We start from the raw sequence: 21,337 nt of genomic DNA, 5'->3' as shown, positions 1-21,337 counted from the left end.
GACTCCTATCTCCCCAGAAACTCGTGTTTTTGGAAAAATAAAGTGCTTTTGAGCCTCCTATAGCCAGTGTACATGGTTCCACAAGCGATTTCGTCGCGAAATAAGCGTCTTCAAAGACTGCTATGCCTGCTCACGGCCCAAGTAAAGGTAGGATAACACCTTCAAAGACTCTTAAGCTAAACCAACTCACTCCTGACGCCGACATCTGCTCCTTCAGCCCGTGTCCGCTGGTTACGCCGTCGCAAAACCGAATAGAAAGGGGCCATCCCCAAAGGGGATGCGAACGAAACAAGCCCAGACGATAGGCAAAGACGCTTCCAAAACCACTGTAAACGTGGGGATGGAAGCGTCTTTTGACATGAATATTCAGGTCCAGCATTTAGCTGCTTTCCGCTCATATCCGCTACTTGCCAGCGGCGCTAGCTTTAGGAAAGCCGGCTTACATGCCGAGCCATTTTTTGAACAGATGCTTCGTCGTTTCCGCGTTGATTGCCGCAATCGACGTCGTAAGCGGAATGCCTTTCGGACAGGAGCGGACGCAGTTCTGCGAGTTGCCGCAGCCCTCGATGCCGCCGTCCTCCATCAGCGCCTCCAGACGCTCGTGCTTGTTCATCTCCCCTGTCGGGTGCGTGTTGAACAAACGTGCTTGCGAGATCGGCGCTGGGCCGATAAAGCTGGAACGGTCGTTGACGTTCGGGCACGCTTCGAGGCAGACGCCGCACGTCATGCATTTCGACAGCTCGTACGCCCATTGCCGCTTCGACTCCGCCAAACGCGGTCCAGGACCGAGATCGTACGTACCGTCGATCGGAATCCAGGCTTTAACGCGCTTGAGCGCGTTAAACATGCGTTCGCGGTTGATGACCAGGTCGCGCACGACCGGGAACGTCCGCATCGGCGCCACGCGCACCGGCTGCTCCAACTGGTCGATCAGCGCCGAGCACGCCTGACGCGGCTTGCCGTTGATCACCATCGAGCAGGCGCCGCACACTTCCTCGAGACAGTTCGATTCCCAGCACACCGGAGTCGTTTTGTCGCCCCCGGCCGTCTTCGGATTGCGCTGAATTTCCATGAGCGCGCTAATGACGTTCATGTTCGGACGGTAAGGAATCTCGAACTCTTGCGTATACGGCTGCGAATCCGGGCCGTCCTGACGAGTGACTACCAGCTTGATTGTTTTCGTCTCAGCCATTGGATCAGTGACCTCCCGTCTTCTTGTTCGTCGTATAATCGCGCTTGCGCGGCTCGATCAAGGAAACGTCGACGTCCTCGTACGAAATTTGCGGTCCGTCCGGCGTCCATGTGGCGAGCGTCGTCTTCATGAACTGCTCGTCGTTCCGCTCCGGGAACTCCGGCTTGTAGTGCGCACCGCGGCTTTCGTCGCGCATCAGGGCGCCGAGCGTCATCGCTTCGGACAGCTCGAGCATGTTCCACAGCTGGCGGGTGAAGGCGACGCCTTGGTTGTTCCAGCGCGCCGTATCGGTCATGTTGATTTTTTGGTAGCGGCCTTTCAGTTCCTTGATCTTGTTGATCGTTTCCTTCAGCTTGGCGTTCGTGCGGACAACCGTCATGTTGTTCGTCATCCATTCGCCCAGCTCTTTATGCAGCACGTACGCGTTCTCCGTGCCGTCCATCTTCAGCAGCTTCTCGTACTTGTCCACGTTTCTTTTCGCTTCGCGGTCGAATACGCTGCTTGCTACGTCTTCCGAGGACTTCTTCAAGCCTTTAATATATTCGATCGCCTTCGGCCCGGCTACCATGCCGCCGAAAATGGCCGACAGCAGCGAGTTGGCTCCGAGACGGTTCGCGCCATGGTATTGGTAATCGCATTCGCCGGCGGCGAACAAGCCCGGAATGTTCGTCATCTGGTTGTAGTCGACCCACATGCCGCCCATCGAATAGTGAACGGCCGGGAAAATTTTCATCGGAATTTTCCGCGGGTCGTCGCCCATAAACTTCTCGTAGATTTCGATAATGCCGCCGAGCTTTACGTCCAGCTCCTTCGGATCTTTATGCGACAGATCGAGGTATACCATGTTCTCGCCGTTAATGCCGAGCTTCTCGTCTACGCAGACGTGGAAGATTTCCCGCGTCGCGATATCGCGCGGCACGAGGTTTCCGTAGGCCGGATATTTTTCTTCGAGGAAGTACCACGGCTTGCCGTCCTTGTACGTCCAGATCCGTCCGCCTTCGCCGCGCGCCGACTCGGACATGAGACGCAGCTTGTCGTCGCCCGGAATCGCCGTCGGGTGAATCTGGATGAACTCGCCGTTCGCGTAGTTGACCCCTTGCTGGTAAACGGCGCTCGCCGCCGTCCCCGTATTGATAACCGAGTTCGTCGTTTTGCCGAAAATGATGCCGGGACCGCCGGACGCCAGAATGACCGCATCGGCGCGGAACGTCTGAATTTCCATGCTGCGCAGGCTTTGCGCGCTTACGCCGCGGCATACGCCGTCGTCGTCGATCACAACTGATGTGAATTCCCAATGCTCGTACTTGGTTACGAGCCCTTCCGTTTCCCAGCGGCGTACCTGCTCGTCGAGCGCGTACAGCAGCTGCTGGCCCGTCGTCGCACCCGCGAATGCGGTGCGGTGATACTGCGTTCCGCCGAAGCGGCGGAAGTCAAGCAGGCCTTCCGGCGTCCGGCTGAACATAACGCCCATCCGGTCCATCAGGTGGATAATGCCCGGCGCCGCGTCGCACATTGCTTTGACGGGAGGCTGGTTGGCGAGGAAGTCGCCGCCGTATACCGTATCATCGAAGTGCTCCCACGGGGAATCGCCTTCGCCTTTCGTATTAACCGCCCCGTTAATGCCGCCCTGCGCGCACACGGAGTGGGAACGTTTAACCGGAACCAATGAGAAGAGGTCAACGTGAACCCCGGCTTCGGCCGCTTTTATTGTAGCCATCAGTCCGGCAAGCCCGCCGCCGACGACAATAACTTTGGAATTTGCCACTGCAGTTCACTCCTCCTTAATGTTTGCCTGCGGCATCCAGCACCGACGTATCCGAGAACGACGCGTCCGTGAAAGCTACCATCGACAGAATGAACATGATGGACATGATAACGAATACGCCCATCCAGATAACGCTCGACACGCGTTGTGCGCGAGGACCGACCGTAATACCCCAACTGACGAGGAACGACCACATGCCGTTCGTAAAGTGGAACGTTGCCGCCAGAACGCCGATCAGGTACATGGTGAAGTACGCTGGGGTTGTGAAAACCTCATGCATGAGCACGCCCAAGGAATCGTGCGTTTGGTTGCCCAAAGTGACTTGGAACCGGGTCGTGAAAAAGTGCCACGCGATGAAAATGAGCGTCACGACGCCTGTCACCCGCTGGAGCGTAAACATCAGATTGCGGTAATAGCCGTAGCGGCCTACGTTGTTGTTCGACTGGAATGCGACGTAAAGCCCGTAGACGCCGTGGTACAGGATCGGCAGCCATATGCCGAACAGCTCCAAGAAGAAGACGAGAGGCAAGCTGTTCAACCACCGTACGGAATCGATAAATCCTTGATGTCCGCCATTAAACGCTTCATAGTTCGTAATCAGATGCTCGACCAGAAAGAAGCCTACAGGTATTACCCCGAGCAAAGAATGCAGCTTTCGGTAGTAATAGGAATTACCGGTCATGGAAACGTAGTCCCCCCTAGAGAAATATGACAACGTGTGCAAAACAAACCATCTCTCATTGTACTCCCGAGCGATACAAGCGTCAACAAAATGTGAACGTTTGTGACAAAAAGCGCGTACAAACTTATTTTGCCATAGCGAAGCCTGTTTAAACCCGGGTTGTGAACAATGTTCGAACTTTTTGCTTATCTTGACAGCTATCATGTTACTCTGATTGCTCTTATAATGGAAGTGCCGTTTTTTTATATCCAGTTATTCGTTTTATGCATAAGAAGAAGTATACTTACTATGTACCCTTATTAATGACTCTTAATAATGAACTCTTATTAATGAAAGAAAAATTGGAGGAAGAGGTGACGATGGATGCTGCCCAATATGGACGTGCTTCCCTCCGTCGTGGAGCACGGCAGCTTGAACCGCGCCGCCCAGGCGCTGAACATTTCCCAGCCGGCGCTGTCCCGCAAGATCGCTCAATTGGAGGAGGGGCTCGGTATTCTGCTGTTCGAGCGGAAAGGCAAGAAGCTTGAGCTTACCCGGCTGGGCCAAATCTGCTACGAGCACGCTTTGGAGATGCGCGAGATGGAGCATAAGCTGATGCAGCGCATTACCGAGCATCATTCTTCCTATAAAAGCATAACGATCGGAGCGAGCCTGACGACACTCCAGTCGACGCTGCCGGATCTGATCACGCTGTATACCCGCGATTTTCCCGACACGGACATCAAGGCGATAACCGGCAAAACGCACGAAATTGTAAGTCTCGTCAAAGAAAATAAAATCGACCTCGGACTCGTTGCGTCCAAAATCGATAATCCCGATCTGACCTGTATTCCACTGTTCGACGATCATCTGTGCCTCCTTCTTCCCGCGAATCATCGCTGGGCGGAGAAGCCGGGCATCGAGATCGGCGAGCTTCAGGACTTGCCGATGATCTTGTTTTCCAAAGGGACGTGGTACCGCATCCTGATGGATGAGCTGTTCCACCGTTATACGGTGTATCCGGATGTGAAGATGGAGATCGATTCCTTCGAGGCGATTTTGCGCCTGGTCCCGACCTGCAATGTGGCTACGCTGCTGCCGAAATCGTATTTGCGGCAAACGGCGCTGGACAACAACGGGCTCGTGCTGCGCAACATTCCCGAGCTGCAGATGACGACCCGCACTACATCGCTTCTGTTCGGACGAGAGCTGGCGCTTAACGTCTCAACGCGGGATTGGATCTGGAAGGCGAAGGAGCATTTCTCGACGGGCGGCGCCGTGCTTCCTTAGACGGCGAAGGTTCTATCCGGAAGCGCCGCCATGACCGTCGTGTTCTCCTAGTTCCAGCCCGAGCTTGCGAGCCGCATAAGCCGTCGTGCTCGCCTGCACGACAATCGTCATCAGAATCGCCAAAAACGTCACGGCCGAGATAACGTCTGCGTGGGCAATTCCCGCACCCGCGATCATCCCGGACAGGGCGGCCGGAATGACGCCGGTTTCCCGCACCCAGGACATAAACAGCAGCTCGTTGCGCTCCCACTTCGCCCTACGGTCGGGCAAGGCGCATAGAAATACGGTTAACGGCCGGGCGACGAGCATAAAGATGGCAATAACCGCCAAGCTCGGCAGCAAATAATCGAACACGACGCGGAAGTTCACTTGACTGCCGAGCAGCATAAAAATGAGCATCCGCATGATGACCGTGATGTTATCCGAGAAATGGGCCATCTCGTGCAGCTTGTCTTCCATCTTCATGCCGAACGTTTGCGAATTGCCCCATATGAGGCCGGCCGTAAACGTCGCCATGAAGCCGCTGACGTGAAGCTGCTCCCCGAGCAAATAAGCCCCGAGCGCGGTCACTACCATGGCGATCGTCGTATACTCACGCAAAAAGCCGATGCGGAAATGCGCAACCAGAAACGTAAAGGCAAAACCGATCGCCAGCCCGACACCGATGCCTCCCGCCGCCGAGCGGGCAAAATCGGCTGCCGCCCCCGCCATCGTTACCTGTTTCGTTCCGAGAATGACAGCCAGCACCGAAAACGTCAAAATCGATCCGGTTGCATCGTTAAACGCCGATTCGCTCTCCACCGTTTCCCGCACCTTGTCGCGGATGCGCACTTGGCGGAACACCGGGATGATCGTCGCCGGGTCCGTCGAGCTGATGATCGCTCCGAGCAGCAGCGCATACATCCACGGCAGGCCGAGAATGTAGTGCGATGCGGCCGCCACGCAGCCCGCCGTCAGAAGGACGCCCGGCACGCTCAGCATCGTGAGCGTAACCCACACCTTCTTCAGTCCGGACAGCTTGATGTTGCGCCCTCCGTCAAACAGGATAAGCGCCGAACCGACGGTCAGAATAAACTGGTTGGTGAACGAAGTGCTCGCTTCGTTTACAAGGTGCAGCCCTCCGCCAACGACGATCCCGGCAACCAGGAACAAGGCGACGTCGGGAACTTTCAGCACGGAAGCCAGCTTGCCGGATACCATCCCGAGCGTAAAAATGAGAACGAGCAAAAATAGGACATGAAAAATGACGACTTCGGTTCCGTTCTCCATTTACGCGCCTCCTCCGGCAACCGATTAGAAATCGGCCAAATCTTCCTCGAACGATTCGATCTGCTTATTCGTTCCGATAATGACCATCACATCGCGCTCGTTAATTACATCGGTAGCCGCAGGCGCGATAATAACGCCATTCTTCTTGTTGATGGCGACGATGCTGCACCCGTACCTCGCGCGCGGATCAAGCTCCTTGAGCGATACGCCGTTCAGTCTGCCGGGCACCGAAATCTCAGCGACTGTGTAGTCCTTAGACAGCTCGATATAATCGAGCAGATTCGGATTCGCCAGCTGGTGGGCGACGCGGATGCCCATATCCCGCTCGGGGTAAATGACCCGGTCGACGCCGAGCCGCTCAAGCACTTTGCCGTGCAGCTCCGTGAGCGCTTTGGCGACAACGGTCTTCACGCCGAGATCTTTCAGCAGAATCGCCGTCATGATGCTGGCTTGAATGTCGTCGCCGATCGATACGATGACGCAGTCAAAATTGCGGATGCCGATCGAACGCAGCGTCTCCTCCTCCGTAGAATCGGCCACGATCGTATGCGTGAGAACGTCGACCATCTCCTGGACGGCTTCCTCGTCACGGTCGATCCCGAGCACCTCCAGATCCTGATTGACGAGCTCTTTCGCGAGACTCGAGCCGAACCGCCCCAGACCGATTACGGCAAATTGTTTCATTTTCATAGTAACCATTAACTCCTATCCGATTATGATTTTGCCTTCCGGATGCCGGTATAGTTCTTTTTCCGGTTTCGGCTGCAGCGCGTAGGCGAGCGTAATCGGCCCCAGCCTTCCCGCGAACATGGTCAGCATGATCAGGATTTTGCCGAAGACGGTCAGATCGGGCGTCAGCCCCATCGATAGCCCAACCGTGCCGAATGCCGAAGTCACCTCGAACAAAATCATCAAAAAGGGATGGTCCTCGGTCGTCGATAAAACCATCGCCACAATAACGACTAGAAAAATAGCGAACAGCGTAAGCGTAATCGCTTTGTAAATCCGGTCTTTGGCGAGCCGGCTATGAAACAGGACGATATCCTCTTTGCCCCGCATCATCGCGATCATCGCACCGATCAGCGTCGTAAACGTCGTCGTTTTGATACCGCCTCCCGTCGATCCCGGGGAAGCGCCGATAAACATCAGGATGATGATGAAAAATTGCGTCGCCTGGCGCAGTCCCCCGATATCGACCGTATTCGCCCCTGCCGTACGCGGCGTGACGGATTGAAAGAAAGCCGCCAGCACTTTGCCGCTTCCGTCAAGCTGTCCGAGCGTGCGCGGATTCGAATATTCGAACAGGAAGATGACGATCGCCCCGAATACGATCAGGAATCCGGTCATGCTGAGCACAACTTTCGAATGCAGCGACAACCGCCGCTTTACCCGGTAATCCATCACGTCGGACATAACGATAAAACCGATCCCGCCCAGCACGATCAGCATCATCGCGACGACATTGATCAGCGCATCGTCCGCATACGGCATCAGGCTGCGAAACTCTCCGGACAAGTCGAAGCCCGCATTATTAAACATCGATATGGCGTGAAACATCCCCCGGTAGATCGCCTCGCCGACCGGGAAATCGAACGACCAGCGGATGGCGAACAGCAGCGCGGCCACCAGCTCGATCGTCAGCGAATACACCAGCACCTTGCGGATAAGCCGGATGATCCCCTCCATCGAGCCTTGATTGAGCGCTTCCTGCAAAATAAGCCGCTCCCGCAGCGAGATCCGCTTGCGCAGCACAAGAGCGATCAGCGTGGACATCGTCATGAAGCCGAGGCCGCCTACCTGGATGAGCGCCATAAGGACGACTTGACCGAATGTGGTAAAATAGGTGCCCGTATCGACGACGACGAGTCCGGTCACGCAGGTGGCGGACGTAGCCGTGAACAAAGCGTCGATAAACGGCAGTCCTTGCCCGTTCGTGCTCGATACGGGAAGCGAAAGCAGAATCCCGCCGATTAGAATAATGGCGGCAAAACCGATGACGAGAATTTGCGGCGGAGTCAGCCGCTCTAGAATGGGTTTGCGTTTCAGATCGATTCACCTCGGATGGGTTAACAAGCGGCGCGTATCACGCGGTTCCAGAAGAAAACCGTTTTCGAAAACAGCAAAAAAAGGCACTGGAAATCCAATGCCGCTTTAGCGAATCTGGTTTCCTGACTGGAGCCTACGAGGTTAGCTGACGGATTCGGGTTGTTAGGCACCCTATTCGCAGACGCCTTCCGGCGCCCTCGCGAAATTCACCCCACAATACATGGTTCCCCCGTTTTCATAAAGAAATTCGGCTCGTTATGGTTGATTTTGGCTGACGAAGTGATTATAATCCCGCAAGCGAAACAGTACAAAGCCGTTTTTTGTTGAAAATCGGTTTGAAAACACGGCTTAAGTCAAAATAGAGAAGCTGTCCGGCCGTTTTCGTTGTCCACACCTTTGTTGCTTCCGATTATGAAGCTTTAACGGAATTCCGCCGATTTTCGTTAAGCATCCTAAGTGGCATTTCGAAAAAAAGTGTGTTACGGTAGAAAAAAATAGGGGGCGGTCTGCATTGGGACAACAGCACTTATTCCGGCTCGGGACTTTGGCGGTCATCGGCATCATCCTGTTCGTTGTGACCAACTGGTGGCCCCAGATGACGGAAAAAAACGAAAACCGCGTTATCGTCGAAACGCATCCCGAAATTTCGAAGCAGGCAGCCGCTGCGGCGGTCGAAGCCTATATTGGCGCGCTGAGTAGCGTTCCCGTGCAAGCGACCCAGGTGATCTATCAGTCCGATCAACTGCTTAGCGGTTATGTGCAGAAGGAGCGGCTCGTCCGTGAATACAACACGTCCTACAAAGACCGCGTGCCGGTCGATTATTATCAGGTTGAGCTCGGAAGCGGCGGCAAAACGGCGTATTTGGCCTATGTGAACATGACAAGCGGCGAAGTGATCGGCTGGCAAAAGCGCAGCGGCGCCCCGGCCCCAAACGTCCGCGATGGAAGACGGATCGCCGAGACGTATCTGGAGAAGGCGGGCAAGCCGCTGGAGCAGTATCAGATGCTGCTGCCGAACAGCGCGGCCCCTTACCAGTTTGCGTTCGAGCATCGGACCGCGCGGCTCGGGGAGGCGAAACTGAGGGAAATCGTGGAGATTCGCGGCGGCGAGGTTACGGCGTACCGGACCGAGATTCGGGTACCGGACAGCCATTCGGCCTGGGTGCAGCGGCAGGATCGAGCCTCCTCGTCGATGACCGGGCTAAACATGATTTTGTCGGCGATTATGGGCCTCACGGCCATCGTGCTAATGGTGATTCACCGCAAAAGGATTGCCTTCGTCCGTGGTCTCTGGCTGACATTTACGTTTCTCGTCATCTACTGGATCAACAACTTCAACATGGTGCCCGCATTCAAAACGCTCGGCTCGCCGGGGAACGATCCGTTCCTGGCCGCCGACTCCTCCTTCGGCATGGTTATGCTCATGAACGTCGTTGTAGCCGTCATGGGAGTCGTCGGCTACTTCTCGCTCGCCGCCGGACAGCCGCTGTGGCGCGACCTCGGCATGGGGAACTGGACACGCTGGCGCGAGCCTTCCTTCGGCGAGGACACATTTGCCGGCATGAAGCGGGGCTACCTGCTCGCCTGTTTGATGCTCGGCCTGCAATCGCTGCTCTTCTTCATTGCCGAGAACCGGTTCGATATGTGGTCGGTGAACGATCCGTCCGGATCGATGTACAATTTGCTCCGGCCCGGGCTGTTTCCGCTTATGGCCTGGACGGCGGCTATTTCCGAAGAAGCGATATACCGCTTTTTCGGCATCGCCCTATTCAAGAAGCTGCTGCGCAGCACGTTCCTTGCCGTGCTGTTCCCCAGCATGATCTGGGCGTTCAGCCATACCCAGTACCCGATCTACCCGGTATATACGCGGTTTATCGAGGTGACGCTGCTCGGGATTATTCTCGGCTATGTGTTTCTGAAGTTCGGCTTCGCTACCGTGCTATTCACCCATGCGATCATGGACAGCCTGCTTATGAGCTTCTCGCTAATGAACTTGGGCTCGCCCGCTTACATAACACTCGGCTTGTTCTACATCGTCCTGCCGGCCATCGTGGCTTGGATCATCTGGAGGCTGCACAGGGCGGCCCTGCGCAGACGGCCGGATACGGCCAGCTTAACCTAAGCGGCGGAACGCAAATGGAAACTCGACGCGAAATAACGGAACCGGTTTTAACCGGGTTCCGTTATTTTTTGCCTTATATTATTCGGCACGATCCGCTTCTTCGTCCGGACCGTGCAGCGCGGCCAGTATATCGCGGGCCAGCTTGTCGCCGATGCCTAACTGGCGAAAATCGTCGACGGACGCTTCCTTGATTTTTTTCATCGAGCCGAAATGCTTCAGCAGCAGCTTGCGCCGCTTCTCTCCGATACCCGGGATCGAATCCAGCTGCGAGACGACCATCGATTTCGCCCGCGTTTCACGGTGAAACGTGATCGCAAACCGGTGCACCTCCTCCTGAATGCGCTGGAGCAGGTAAAACTCCTGGCTGTCCCGCGGAATCGGCACGATTTCCGGCGGATCGCCCATCATGAGCTGTGCCGTTTTGTGCTTCGCGTCCTTGACGAGTCCGCAGACCGGGATGTACAGGCCCAGCTCGTTTTCCAGCACGTCGATGGCGGCCGATATTTGCCCCCTGCCTCCGTCGACGACGACCAGATCGGGCAGCGTAAGCTGCTCCTTCAGCACGCGCTCGTAACGGCGGCGTATGACCTCGCGCATCGTTTCGTAATCGTCCGGGCCGCGTACGGTCCGGATTTTGTATTTCCGGTATTCTTTCCGGTCCGGCTTGCCGTCTACGAATACGACCATGGCCGACACGGGATCGGTCCCTTGAATATTCGAGTTATCGAATGCTTCGATGCGGCGAACGGTGCCGAGTCCGATCCATTCTCCCAGCCCTTCGACGGCCTTGACCGTACGCTCCTCGTCGCGTTCGATCAGACGGAACTTTTCCTCCAGCGCCACGCGCGCATTATCGCAGGCCATGCCTACGAGCTGCTTCTTTTTGCCGCGCTGCGGCTGATGCACCTTGATCCGCAGCCAGCTCTCCAGCAGCTCGGCGACGGCCATGCCGGTTTCGCTGTCGGGGCTCGCTGCTTCCGCAGCCGGCGACACATCCGCCGCCTGCTCCTGGGACGCGGCTGCGACTTCATCCGCCTCGTCCGCCTTCGCTCCCGGCTCGCCCGGCAAAAACACTTCCTTCGGCATCGCCGGATTTTCGCTGTAATACTGAGTCACGAACGTTATAAAATCTTCGTATTCGTCTCCGTAGTATGGGAACAGCGAGACGTGCCGCTCGATCATCTTGCCCTGGCGCATGTACAAAATTTGCACGCACATCCAGCCCTTGTCGACGGCATAACCGAACACGTCGCGGTCGACGGCGTCGGCCATCGTTATCGTCTGCTTCTCCATCAGCGCGTCGATGCCCGCGATCTGATCGCGCAGCTCCTTCGCCCGCTCGAAATTGAGCTCTTCGGCGGCGGCAAGCATTTTGCGCATCAGCTCTGCCTTGATCGCCTCGTGCCCGCCGTTCAGAAACCGCGATATTTCCTGCACCATGCGCTCGTATTCCCCGGCCGGCACCTCGTACTCGCACGGCGCAATACACTGGCCCAAATGGTAGTACAGGCAGACGCGATCCGGAATCGTCCTGCATTTGCGAAGCGGATACAGCCGGTCCAGCAGCTTCTTCGTTTGCTGCGCCGCAAAAGCATTCGGATACGGGCCGAAATATTTCGCTTTATCCTTCAGCACCTTGCGCGTTACTTCAAGGCGCGGATGCGCTTCGTGCGTAATTTTGATATACGGAAACGACTTGTCGTCCTTCAGCAATACGTTATAGCGAGGATAATGCTGCTTGATCAGGTTGCACTCGAGAATGAGCGCCTCCATATTGCTCGCGGTGACGATATATTCGAAATCGTGGATTTCCGCCACGAGCCGCTGCGTTTTCCCGTCATGACTGCCGGAAAAATACGAGCGGACGCGGTTTTTGAGCACCTTGGCTTTGCCGACGTAGATGATCGTGCCATCCCGGTTTTTCATCAGGTAGCAGCCCGGCTTGTCCGGCAGCAGCGCGAGCTTCCGCTTAATCGACTCCGCGATCTTGTCGCGCCCTTTGGCCCTCTCTTCCGTCATGGTTCTACCTCTCCTTCTCCGGCCATCTATACAAAAAAAAGCTCTGCCGCCATAGCGAAACAGAACCTTCGTTCGTCTCTATTCAATTATACGACGAGCGGGACTGTTCGCACAATCCCGCTCCGCAGATATCCTGTACGGCTTACAGATGACGGCCTACGACGCTCTTCAAAGCATCCTTAGGCTGGAAACCGACGACCTTGTCGACAGGTTGTCCGTCTTTGAATACGATCAGCGTCGGAATGCTCATCACGCCGAAACGGGAAGCCGATTCCGGATTGTCGTCGACGTTCACCTTTGCGATCTTCAATTGCTCGCCAACTTCTTTATCCAAATCTTCCAGCACCGGAGCGATCATTTTGCAAGGTCCGCACCACGGAGCCCAGAAATCTACAAGAACCGTACCGCCGCTCTCGACTTCGTTCTTGAACGATTGGTCGGAAACACTAACGATAGCCATGTCGGAACATCCTCCTCATACTAACAAAAAGTTTGTATCTTGAATTATTGTAATGAAAATTGTCCAGCATGTAAAGTATACCACAACCCGCCATGCTTTCATAACTGAAAACTAATTCCGCGCATACGGTGTGTTGTCCGCGGGCAAACTGCTACCAGCGGCCGTTTTCGCAAATCGGCGAGTAAAGTTTGAAGATTTGTCACTTGTTTTCCTTTACAACCCATCTGGCGATTCGGTATACTGAACATAGCCAATTTTGCCTAGCCCGGGAGGAACCTCGCATGACTGATCCTAGAATGCACGTTAACGAAGAACCAAGAAACGACTTTATGGACGTTGCTATCGGTTTTGGCGCTACGTTCGGCTTTTTCTTTCTGGTCGCGCTTGTGGCGACGATTATCGAACTGTTCGTGTAATGATGAAACGGCATCGCCGTTTGAGATCGGAGAAAAGTCCTTACGCCCGTTTTGGGTGCAAGGGCTTTTTTGCGTCCGCTTCCAAGGAACAATATCCTCCATTACCAAAATTAAGGAAAATATAATATAATTAGAGATAAGGAAAAAACAAAAAGGAGTTTTGCCCCTGATGCCAACAAAGTTCGCTTTCCGCCAGACTTTCCCGATTGCGGCCATTCTCGCCGCTATGCTGCTGGCAGCCGGCTGCGTAAGCAAACCGCCCGATCTCCCTCCGCAGCAGTCTCCCGAACCTGCCAGGAAAACGCTCAAGATCGCCTACTTCAACGAGCAGTCGTTCACAAAAGAGTACGGTAATACCTTCAAAAAATTCAATCCGAATGTAGACATCGAAATCATCCCTATGGTCCAAACGAGCGGAGGAAAAACGGTGTTTCTTGAAAACGCCGCCATTTTGGAAAAAAAGCCCGATATCGTATACGGCCCGACACTGATAACCGATACGAACAAAGCTGGAAAACTGGTAGATCTATCCGGGCTAGTCAAGCAGGATAACTTCGATCTGGGCCAATTTGCTGAGAACGCGCTCGAGGCGATTCGCGATACGACGGACGGCAGGCTGGTCGCACTGTCCCCCAGCTTCCAAACGGCGGCGTTGTTTTATAATAAGAAAATATTCGACCGTCTCGGACTCCCGTATCCGGCCGGCGGCATGAGCTGGCAAAGCATGATGAGTCTGGCGAAAAGCATCTCCCGCGACGAAGGGGGCAAACGACTTTACGGCTTGCAGAACTATTCGACGCCGACTAGCTTTGCGAGCAGCTATATAGCAGGCATGGGCGTAAGCATGTACAGCTCCAACCAGCCTGAAGCGAAATTTACATCCGACGCCTTTCAGACGGCTTTCGGCGAAGCCGTTAACGCGTTTCGCAGCGGCGCCTTTTATTTGCCGCCGGAAGAACCGGTCAAAACGAAAGAGGATTCGCTCAGCCGCAGCAAGTTCATTATCGGAGAGGCGGCGATGATGATCTCGACCCCCAGCCTGTTCGCGGCGCTCCGGGAAGCGCCGGGAGTAAGCGGTGTTCCGGCCGTTGACTACGATATCGTCGTCGAGCCGGTCAGCCCGAGCGGATCTTCGTTTCTAGTGGCCGACTTATTCGGGATTATGAAGGACTCTCCGAATATGCAGGTGGCATGGGAGTTTCTGAAGTTCGTAACAGGACAGGAGATGGCTGCGGAACTCATCAAGACGAAGCCAGGCGTGCTGTCTATCCGCAAAGACGCCATTACCGCAATCGACGGCCACAAGCTTGACCCTTTCTATGCAAAAAAGCCGAAGCCGATCAGCATCTCGACTCTCTCCCCCGAGCTGGCGCGAAAGCTGAATGATATGGTAACCGAAGAATTCACGCATATGTTGTATGAGCGAAAATCGGTAACGGACGGTTTGAAGCAGCTTCAGCAGCGGGCTCAGATCGCGATCCATGAGGACTCCCCGGCAGCGAAATCGAAGTAATCATGCAGCCAGCCGCTCCAAAGACTGCTATTTATCAAACTTCCGTCGTGCTTCGGAATCGGCGCTGCCGAAAACGTTCCGCCAAACGCAAAAAAGCGGGGATCAGCTCCCCGCTCTTCCCCGCTTGTTCGACCCGTTCACAACGATTACGTCCACGAACGGCCGAATCCGGTCCATAATCCGCTGCCCTTTGTATTCCTCGTCCCCGTCTTTGCTCGTAAAGCTGAAATGCTTCTCCAGCTCGTCCGGCTCATGATTGGACGTGAAAAACGTCGGCTTGCGATTCATCCGGTAGTTAAGGATCGCACCCATCACATGATCGCGCACCCACGGACTCAAATTTTCCGCGCCGATGTCGTCGAAGACGAGCAGATCGGTCTCCTTCAACAGCTCGATCGTTTCCTTCATCTGCTGCGGCTCGGCAAACATCGACTTCAGATCTTCCACGAAGTCCGGCATATACACGATTACGCCGGTACGGCCGCTTTTGGCGAGCTGGTACAGCATGTAACACATCAGGAACGTTTTGCCCGTGCCGAACGGGCCTACCAGGTACAGCCCTTGCTTCTGCAAGCCCTCGTCCTGCGTCCGGCGAATATATTTGAGAATGGCACCGACGGCCTCGACCCGGTCGGGGTCGATATCGACGATCTCATCGGTCGAATAACCGTGCGTAAGCGCCGCGTTATCGATATAAAAGCTGCGAATCCGGCTGCGGATCGTGTCCTGAGCTTCCTTCGCAATCAGCTTCCGGCAAGACACCTTCCGGTCGTGAATATAGGTCCGGTCGCCGGACGTATCCACCGCCAGCATCGTATAATGGCCTTCGAAGTCGTTCGGGCACAGCTCCAGCCCCGGACAATTCGAGCAGTTGCGGTGCTCGGTTACATACTGATACAGCTTGTTCATGTGGAGCTTCACCGTCTGGTCGTCCAGCTCCGGATGAGCGGCGCGCAGCTTCTGAACGAGCGGATCTTCCAGCAGCAGCTTCGTCTTCTGCTCGGCCCTCCGGGCGAACGACAGATTGCGCCAATTGCCGAGTGCTTCGGATAACGATTCCATATGGAAAAGCACGCTCCTTTCGTTCTTCGTTCAGTTCAGATCGTTTGCCTGCCGTCCGTCAATTGCCTTTCCCGTCGATTTCCCGGGCCAGCCTGCGAATTTCCGCGAGCTTCTCCTCGCTGACCGGCTTTGTCGCCGGAATGTCGGAGATGATGGCAATTTTCGGTTTTTGCTGGCGGGTGCCGCGTCCTTTGCCGGTGAGCGGTGTCAGCTTGCCGTCCGTTTTGGCGTTTCGCTGCTTCCGCTTCAGCGTCTGTTCGCGTATGTAAGCGACTGCTTGCTCGTAGCTGCCGACGCCTTTGGCCATCATGTTGGAGGCCACGGTGTCGATATAGTTTTTCGTCCAGGACGATTCCTTGTATACGTGCAGATGATGGATCATCACATTGATGACTTCATCCGGCATTTTGTAATTGACGTCGATTTTTTCGAATATTTCGGAAACGGTTTTCGGCACCGAGCCTTTCGGGAAAAAACGCTCGAGCACCCTCGTATACGGTTCGTTACGCATGATCAGATTGTACTGATGCTGGTTGCACTGGCCTATAAACAACGTCGGCACCTCGAGATAAAATTCCATCTCGACCGGCTTCTCCTCGAGCGGTTCGACCGGGTCCGGCTTCGCCATGCCGGCGATTTTGTGAAACATTCGCTCCCGCTCCTGCTCCCGGTCCTTGTCCTGCCGGAAATACAGATTGGCCTTGTACTGCAGCATATCCGTCTCCAGCCTGCCGTCCTCGGAGAACATGCCGTCCTCGTCGAGCAGTCTGCACGTTTCCCGGAGCGATAAGTTGAACTTGCGGGCGATCTTGTTAATATCGAACATTTGGTCGGGGTTGTGACGCAAATTTTCTACGAATGGCCGATTGCGGGACGTGCCTCGGGGGAACCGCTGAATAATATCGCTATAATGGAACGCCTTCGTCGTCACGTCAAGCTGATGCTCGGTTTCCCGCGACGGCGCCGTTTCCTGCAGCGCCTGCTCCAGCTCGTGGTCGAACATCTGCGTATTAAGCCGGAATATGTCGTAGAACGGCACGGACAAATCTTCGGACAATAACCCGGGGTGCTGCATCTCCTCGGGTTCGGGCGAATAAAATTGCTCGCGCAGCGACAATACCGCGTACTTGCCTACCTTATCGTGAAGCAGCATGACCAAATGCTGGTTTTTGAAAAATTCCTGCGGCGTAAGCGGCCCGCTCAGCACATATTCGTACATGTAATCGTCGGATGCCGGCGAATATTTGCGGTTCGACTGCAGCAGCCCGATCGCCTCCAGCTTCGAGGACATCTCGATGAGCATCTTGCGCCCCCGGTCGCCGAGCTCCAGATCGAGAGCCAGAAATAGCTTCCGCTGCTGCTCCAGCTCCGAGAAGCCTGTCCGGTCTCCGGCTACCTGCTGATACAGCGTCTGATAGACGCTGATAGCGAGCCCGCCTACCATCGGCTGATAGATGCCGGACAACATCCGGTAATCGAGCCCGCTTAGCGAAAAATCCCGGTACACGCAAAACCGGTGGTTTTCCGTAAAATGCAACTGATTCGTAATACGCATGAACGTGTCTCCATTCCTTGCCATAGGCAGATCCGGACGGATGATCGAATCCGTTTCTCTATTCTATCACAAATGGACCGGACCGTGCCCAAAATCCTTGCTTGCAAAACTAGCAATTTATATCCAGCAACGCAGCGCAAAATGCCCCCGCCATTCGCCTGGCAGGGGACTGTGTAGGTCTAGCGTTTAGTATTCGGCCTGCTCCTCGGCACCGGGAGTCTCGGCGTATCGCGGCATTTCAGGCATCGTCACCCCTGGCCGCTCTCTTGCATCCGTCTCCTGCGAAGCTGAGCGGCGGCGTTCGCTGCCCCGGACCCAGCGCCGGATCGTCTCATTCATGGCCAGTGCGGATTTGGTCGGAAGCTGGTGCTTTTCGTCGTCAAATACGACCACATCGCAGGACCACAGCGCCCTTGTCAATTTGCGTCGGTATTTGCGGAAGGAGCGGTCCTTTTTGCCGTACAGCAGCAAAATGGGGGCGCGCAGCGCAGGCAGGCGGTCCGTACAGCTATAGTTCAGGCTGTACTTGTAATATTGCCGGATGTTCGCCATGCTGCCTCGGACCGCATCCTGGAGCAAATTGCGTCCCGTGAGCGGACTGTCCGCATTGCCCCGCGTTATCGCCCACATCAGCAGCCGGAACATCGGCTTGGTGCGGGACAAACCGGCTGCGAGCCGAATTCGGCTGCGAAGCGTAATATCGCTCGCTTCCGACATCGCGCTGACGAGAATGCCGCCGAGAAACCGGTCCGGATATGTCAGCATGGCCTCCATCGCAACCGACCCGCCTGTCGAGTAGCCGCAGACGTAAGCTTGCCGGATGCCCAAGTAATCGAGCAGCCGCACCAGATCGTGGGCGATCAGCTCGTAGGTGAGCAGGGGTTCGGAAGCGCGGCTGCGGCCGTGTCCGCGTATGTCGAACGTAATGACGGCAAATTCGCCGGATAGCTGCACCTGCTGGTAGCGGAAATTGGCGCTCGTCAATAGCGGCGGATGAATGAACACAATCGGCGTTCCGGTTCCGTGTATTTGGTAATAAATCTGCGTCCCGTTGATCGCCGCGATCGGCATGGGTTTTTCCCTCCCGGTGTTTACAAAACTGGTATATTTGTACGATTCCCCCGTCAGCGGTTTTTTACCCGGATAGCGCGGCGCTGCTTCCTCCCCACCCCTTCCACTTCATTCTCCTAAACTCAAAAAAGCCGCGATCTACGCGGCTTTTAATGAGAATCAAAACGTATTGTATACATTTTCGCATTCTTCCGCGGTCGGTTCATAAAAACAGTGCTTCTTGTGCCGTCCCGCGAGCGGCTGATTATACCAAGTCGGCGGACAAGGTCCGGGATTTTCGAACGATCCTGGGCGGAAATACCATAAGGAGAATTTGGCTGGCCAGCTCCGCTCCCCATTTACGGCCCGTTGGGCCAGACGGCGTTCCCTTTCTCTTGCGTTCTGATAGTACAAACCATGCTGCAGCGCTTCGAACGCATGCGGCTGGTTGATCATTTGGGGAATGGTCCGGATTCCTTTAAAATCGGAGCAGTCCGCTCTGATTCGGTTAATGCCAACATTTCCAACAAGGAGCATCCCCGTTTCGCCTTCGGTCTCAGCTTCAGCTCGAAGCAACCTTGCCAACATATCGATATCCTGTTTCCTGGCTTTTACGACTCCCATCGGCTCACCTCTTTAGCGTTCTAAACCCATCATATTGTAGGCGAAGCGGAAGTGTTACTTTCCTTTCTCCTGCTCCTTGATCACCTGTTCAATTCCCGACACAATCAGCTTCAAGCCGAATTCAAACGCCGCGTCGGTCCCCATCAGCTCGAACAGCCCGTTCTTGAACATCCTCCGAAACAGTCCCGCTTCCGTCTCGCTCATCGAGTCCAGAAGCCGAGCCATCTCCTCGCCCGGAAGCGCCTCCTGTTCCTTAAGCATAACCGAGACATTGCGCTCGTGCTGGTAATCATCCAGAACGAAGTAAAACACATAGTTCACTAGCGTAGTAACCACTTGCATTTTCTGTTCTTGCTCAAGCAGCGTCGATTCCACGCAGAGCAGCATTCGGTTGGTGAACCGGATGATATCCGGTTCGTGGGGCAACGTCATCATCATGAGCTGCGTGGAACAGGGATACCGGCTGAGCACACTCCGTACCGTTACCGCCAGCCCCAGCAGTTGCTCCTTCCAGTCCCCTTCGGTGTCGAACTCCTCCAGAATGATTTTCGATACGTGATTGGCCAGACGCTGGTAGAGATGCTGTTTGCTCTTGAAGTACCAATAAAGCGAGGGAGCTTGAATCCCAAGCCGGTCGGCCAATCGTCTCAAGCTGAACTTCTCAATGCCCTCCTCCCCCAGAAGCACCCATGAAGCTTCCAAAATCTTATCCTCCGAAATCTGAGGCTGCTGCTTTTTCATCGGTATCCGCCCTTTTATCTAACAGTGTAAGTTTTCGCTTTACAGATTCCATACGTTCATGATATCATCTTACACTGTAAGGTTCAATCTTACACTGTTAGATAACAAAATAAAGAAAGAAGTGATTCACATGGATGAACAAAACCTCCATTACTTTGAAAAAGCGCCGGTCGCCAAAGCCGTAGCTCACTTCGCTGTACCCATGATGTTAGGCACGTCCATGAATGTCATATATACCATCTTGAATGCTTATTTCCTGGGTACTCTCCATAATACGGCTATGTTAACCGCACTCGCATTAACTTTGCCGTTATTCGCGATCATTATGGCGCTAGGCAACTTGATAGGCATGGGTAGCGGCACATTCATCTCCCGTTTGCTGGGAGAGAAGAAATATGACGATGTAAAGCATGTGTCTTCGTTCGCCGTTTACAGCAGTTTGATTCTCGGTCTTATCGTAATGGCCACCGGTCTGCCGCTAATCGATCTAATCGTTCACGGCCTGGGGGCAACGCCCGACTCCTTCGGATTCACGAAGGACTATGTCACGGTTATGCTTCTTGGTTCACCATTTGTCGTATTATTTTTCACACTGGAAAATATTGTGCGCTCCGAGGGAGCAGCAATCACGTCGATGAGCGGTATGATCCTCAGTGTCGCCGTGAATATTATTCTCGATGCAGTAGCTATCTTCGTCTTCCATTGGGGCGTGATCGGCGTGGCGTCGGCTACGGTCATTTCCAACTTTATTGCGAGCGCGTTTTACGCCTACCATATGGGATTTAAGAGCCGTTTCTTAACGGTTTCCGTAAAATGGTTCAAGGCTTCCAGGGACATTTTGAGCAATGTATTTAAAATCGGCGTTCCCGTCTTCGTTATGAGTATCTTCTTGGGCGCAATGTCGCTTCTTTTAAACTATTTTCTTATCGAATATGGGGATCAGGCCGTAGCGGCTTACGGAATTTCATCACGCTTATTGCAATTTCCCGAGTTTATTCTGATGGGGTTATGTGAGGGGGTTGTGCCGCTCATTGCCTTCTCTTTTACAGCGAATAAATTACGCATGAAGCAAACTATCGGCTTTACGATCCAAGCGATTGTAGCGTTAGCGGTCGTGTTCGGCGTCATCGTTTATCTGATTTCCGACCACTTGATTGGTTTATTTACGAATGACCCCCAATTAATTGAAATGGGCAGCTACATTCTGCACGTAACCTTTTTGTCCTTGTTCATTACGGGAATGACCACCTTGTTCACGGGGATTTTCCAAGCAACAGCGCAAGGAACAGCAGCGTTTATTATGTCTATCATTCAAGGGGTTACGCTAATTTCTGTGTTGTTTATCGCCAATCGGATGAACGGTTTTCACGGAGTAGTCTGGTCGCTCGTCATTGCCGATGCCGTCGCGTTCCTTGTTGGCGCCATCATGCTGTATGTTCTGAGGGGCAGATTGCAGCCGAGTTTGGATCATTTGGCACAGTAGAAATATATAACCCAGGCCAAGTTAAAATAATAGGCTCCTGTAAAGCGGCCTTCAAAGGTTCCACCCGGC

18 protein-coding genes and 1 riboswitch are annotated in these 21,337 nt (G+C 54.5%); of the genes, 5 read left to right on the top strand and 13 right to left on the bottom strand.

The genetic code is table 11. The features are described from left to right. Nucleotides 1-439: 439 nt before the first annotated feature. Genes sdhB through D7M11_RS08635 form a run of 3 tightly spaced genes read right to left on the bottom strand, consistent with a single transcriptional unit; the run spans nucleotide 440 to nucleotide 3,639 of the window. Nucleotides 440-1,192 carry a succinate dehydrogenase iron-sulfur subunit gene (gene sdhB / locus D7M11_RS08645; RefSeq protein ID WP_120746803.1) on the bottom strand — a complete coding sequence of 251 codons (753 nt, stop codon included), beginning with the start codon at nucleotides 1,190-1,192 and terminating at the stop codon, nucleotides 440-442. 4 nt (nucleotides 1,193-1,196) lie between these two features. Next, entirely contained in the window at nucleotides 1,197-2,957 is a 1,761-nt protein-coding gene (sdhA, locus tag D7M11_RS08640) for a succinate dehydrogenase flavoprotein subunit (protein WP_120746802.1), read from the bottom strand. A 16-nt stretch (nucleotides 2,958-2,973) separates the two neighbouring features. After that, on the bottom strand, nucleotides 2,974-3,639 hold the full coding sequence (locus D7M11_RS08635) for a succinate dehydrogenase cytochrome b558 subunit (protein ID WP_120746801.1): 666 nt from the start codon (nucleotides 3,637-3,639) through the stop codon (nucleotides 2,974-2,976). A 366-nt stretch (nucleotides 3,640-4,005) separates the two neighbouring features. Between D7M11_RS08635 and D7M11_RS08630 the strand changes: the two genes are divergently transcribed. Next, nucleotides 4,006-4,908, top strand: coding sequence for a LysR family transcriptional regulator (locus D7M11_RS08630; RefSeq protein WP_420817967.1), 903 nt, complete (start codon nucleotides 4,006-4,008; stop codon nucleotides 4,906-4,908). A 12-nt stretch (nucleotides 4,909-4,920) separates the two neighbouring features. On the opposite strand, the gene D7M11_RS08625 is transcribed toward D7M11_RS08630, so the two are convergent. Genes D7M11_RS08625 through D7M11_RS08615 form a run of 3 tightly spaced genes read right to left on the bottom strand, consistent with a single transcriptional unit; the run spans nucleotide 4,921 to nucleotide 8,223 of the window. Next, nucleotides 4,921-6,177 carry a cation:proton antiporter gene (locus D7M11_RS08625; RefSeq protein WP_120746799.1) on the bottom strand — a complete coding sequence of 419 codons (1,257 nt, stop codon included), beginning with the start codon at nucleotides 6,175-6,177 and terminating at the stop codon, nucleotides 4,921-4,923. A gap of 24 nt (nucleotides 6,178-6,201) precedes the next feature. Continuing rightward, the gene (locus D7M11_RS08620) at nucleotides 6,202-6,867 is read right to left on the bottom strand and encodes a potassium channel family protein (RefSeq protein WP_120746798.1); all 666 of its coding nucleotides are present in this window, start codon (nucleotides 6,865-6,867) and stop codon (nucleotides 6,202-6,204) included. A gap of 15 nt (nucleotides 6,868-6,882) precedes the next feature. Beyond that, nucleotides 6,883-8,223 (bottom strand): TrkH family potassium uptake protein, encoded by a 1,341-nt coding sequence (locus D7M11_RS08615; RefSeq protein ID WP_120746797.1) that lies wholly within the window; start codon nucleotides 8,221-8,223, stop codon nucleotides 6,883-6,885. 115 nt (nucleotides 8,224-8,338) lie between these two features. Continuing rightward, a riboswitch (cyclic di-AMP (ydaO/yuaA leader) is annotated at nucleotides 8,339-8,486 on the bottom strand. A gap of 248 nt (nucleotides 8,487-8,734) precedes the next feature. On the opposite strand from D7M11_RS08615, the gene D7M11_RS08610 reads away from it, so the two are divergent. Next, complete coding sequence (locus tag D7M11_RS08610) at nucleotides 8,735-10,345, top strand: CPBP family intramembrane glutamic endopeptidase (protein ID WP_120746796.1); 1,611 nt, start codon at nucleotides 8,735-8,737, stop codon at nucleotides 10,343-10,345. A 78-nt stretch (nucleotides 10,346-10,423) separates the two neighbouring features. On the opposite strand, the gene uvrC is transcribed toward D7M11_RS08610, so the two are convergent. Together uvrC and trxA are read right to left on the bottom strand one after the other, a co-directional pair. Continuing rightward, entirely contained in the window at nucleotides 10,424-12,364 is a 1,941-nt protein-coding gene (gene uvrC / locus D7M11_RS08605) for an excinuclease ABC subunit UvrC (RefSeq protein ID WP_120746795.1), read from the bottom strand. A 142-nt stretch (nucleotides 12,365-12,506) separates the two neighbouring features. Further along, complete coding sequence (gene trxA / locus D7M11_RS08600) at nucleotides 12,507-12,824, bottom strand: thioredoxin (RefSeq protein ID WP_120746794.1); 318 nt, start codon at nucleotides 12,822-12,824, stop codon at nucleotides 12,507-12,509. A 281-nt stretch (nucleotides 12,825-13,105) separates the two neighbouring features. Between trxA and D7M11_RS08595 the strand changes: the two genes are divergently transcribed. Together D7M11_RS08595 and D7M11_RS08590 are read left to right on the top strand one after the other, a co-directional pair. Then, nucleotides 13,106-13,240 (top strand): YqzM family protein, encoded by a 135-nt coding sequence (locus D7M11_RS08595; protein WP_120746793.1) that lies wholly within the window; start codon nucleotides 13,106-13,108, stop codon nucleotides 13,238-13,240. Between the two features lie 169 nt (nucleotides 13,241-13,409). Further along, complete coding sequence (locus tag D7M11_RS08590; protein WP_120746792.1) at nucleotides 13,410-14,753, top strand: ABC transporter substrate-binding protein; 1,344 nt, start codon at nucleotides 13,410-13,412, stop codon at nucleotides 14,751-14,753. 102 nt (nucleotides 14,754-14,855) lie between these two features. Here D7M11_RS08590 and dnaI read toward each other — a convergent pair whose 3' ends face one another. From dnaI to D7M11_RS08565, 5 genes are all read right to left on the bottom strand, one after another. Beyond that, nucleotides 14,856-15,815, bottom strand: a complete 960-nt coding sequence (dnaI, locus tag D7M11_RS08585; protein WP_120746791.1) for a primosomal protein DnaI — start codon at nucleotides 15,813-15,815, stop codon at nucleotides 14,856-14,858. A gap of 58 nt (nucleotides 15,816-15,873) precedes the next feature. Further along, entirely contained in the window at nucleotides 15,874-17,370 is a 1,497-nt protein-coding gene (locus D7M11_RS08580) for a DnaD domain protein (protein ID WP_120746790.1), read from the bottom strand. 186 nt (nucleotides 17,371-17,556) lie between these two features. Next, nucleotides 17,557-18,441, bottom strand: a complete 885-nt coding sequence (locus tag D7M11_RS08575; protein WP_120746789.1) for an alpha/beta fold hydrolase — start codon at nucleotides 18,439-18,441, stop codon at nucleotides 17,557-17,559. Between the two features lie 159 nt (nucleotides 18,442-18,600). Continuing rightward, a complete protein-coding gene (locus tag D7M11_RS08570; protein ID WP_120746788.1) occupies nucleotides 18,601-19,044 on the bottom strand; it encodes a cell wall hydrolase in 444 nt (147 codons plus the stop codon). Nucleotides 19,045-19,098: 54 nt separating this feature from the next. Next, nucleotides 19,099-19,785 (bottom strand): TetR/AcrR family transcriptional regulator, encoded by a 687-nt coding sequence (locus D7M11_RS08565; RefSeq protein WP_120746787.1) that lies wholly within the window; start codon nucleotides 19,783-19,785, stop codon nucleotides 19,099-19,101. A gap of 130 nt (nucleotides 19,786-19,915) precedes the next feature. Here D7M11_RS08565 and D7M11_RS08560 point away from each other — a divergent pair, with 130 nt between their 5' ends. Then, complete coding sequence (locus D7M11_RS08560; RefSeq protein WP_120746786.1) at nucleotides 19,916-21,268, top strand: MATE family efflux transporter; 1,353 nt, start codon at nucleotides 19,916-19,918, stop codon at nucleotides 21,266-21,268. The last annotated feature ends 69 nt before the right edge of the window (nucleotides 21,269-21,337 follow it).

It is taken from the genome of Paenibacillus ginsengarvi, assembly GCF_003626695.1.
Lineage (GTDB): Bacteria > Bacillota > Bacilli > Paenibacillales > NBRC-103111 > Paenibacillus_AB > Paenibacillus_AB ginsengarvi.
This window is presented reverse-complemented; position numbering and strand designations above follow the sequence as displayed.

Bases quoted from the DNA above. Each gene is read 5' to 3' on its own strand.
- sdhB (WP_120746803.1), bottom strand. From the start codon at position 1,192: ATGGCTGAGACGAAAACAATCAAGCTGGTAGTCACTCGTCAGGACGGC.
- D7M11_RS08635 (WP_120746801.1), bottom strand. From the start codon at position 3,639: ATGACCGGTAATTCCTATTACTACCGAAAGCTGCATTCTTTGCTCGGG.
- D7M11_RS08625 (WP_120746799.1), bottom strand. From the start codon at position 6,177: ATGGAGAACGGAACCGAAGTCGTCATTTTTCATGTCCTATTTTTGCTC.
- D7M11_RS08620 (WP_120746798.1), bottom strand. From the start codon at position 6,867: ATGAAAATGAAACAATTTGCCGTAATCGGTCTGGGGCGGTTCGGCTCG.
- uvrC (WP_120746795.1), bottom strand. From the start codon at position 12,364: ATGACGGAAGAGAGGGCCAAAGGGCGCGACAAGATCGCGGAGTCGATT.
- trxA (WP_120746794.1), bottom strand. From the start codon at position 12,824: ATGGCTATCGTTAGTGTTTCCGACCAATCGTTCAAGAACGAAGTCGAG.
- D7M11_RS08595 (WP_120746793.1), top strand. From the start codon at position 13,106: ATGACTGATCCTAGAATGCACGTTAACGAAGAACCAAGAAACGACTTT.
- D7M11_RS08590 (WP_120746792.1), top strand. From the start codon at position 13,410: ATGCCAACAAAGTTCGCTTTCCGCCAGACTTTCCCGATTGCGGCCATT.
- dnaI (WP_120746791.1), bottom strand. From the start codon at position 15,815: ATGGAATCGTTATCCGAAGCACTCGGCAATTGGCGCAATCTGTCGTTC.
- D7M11_RS08580 (WP_120746790.1), bottom strand. From the start codon at position 17,370: ATGCGTATTACGAATCAGTTGCATTTTACGGAAAACCACCGGTTTTGC.
- D7M11_RS08575 (WP_120746789.1), bottom strand. From the start codon at position 18,441: ATGCCGATCGCGGCGATCAACGGGACGCAGATTTATTACCAAATACAC.
- D7M11_RS08570 (WP_120746788.1), bottom strand. From the start codon at position 19,044: ATGGGAGTCGTAAAAGCCAGGAAACAGGATATCGATATGTTGGCAAGG.
- D7M11_RS08565 (WP_120746787.1), bottom strand. From the start codon at position 19,785: ATGAAAAAGCAGCAGCCTCAGATTTCGGAGGATAAGATTTTGGAAGCT.
- D7M11_RS08560 (WP_120746786.1), top strand. From the start codon at position 19,916: ATGGATGAACAAAACCTCCATTACTTTGAAAAAGCGCCGGTCGCCAAA.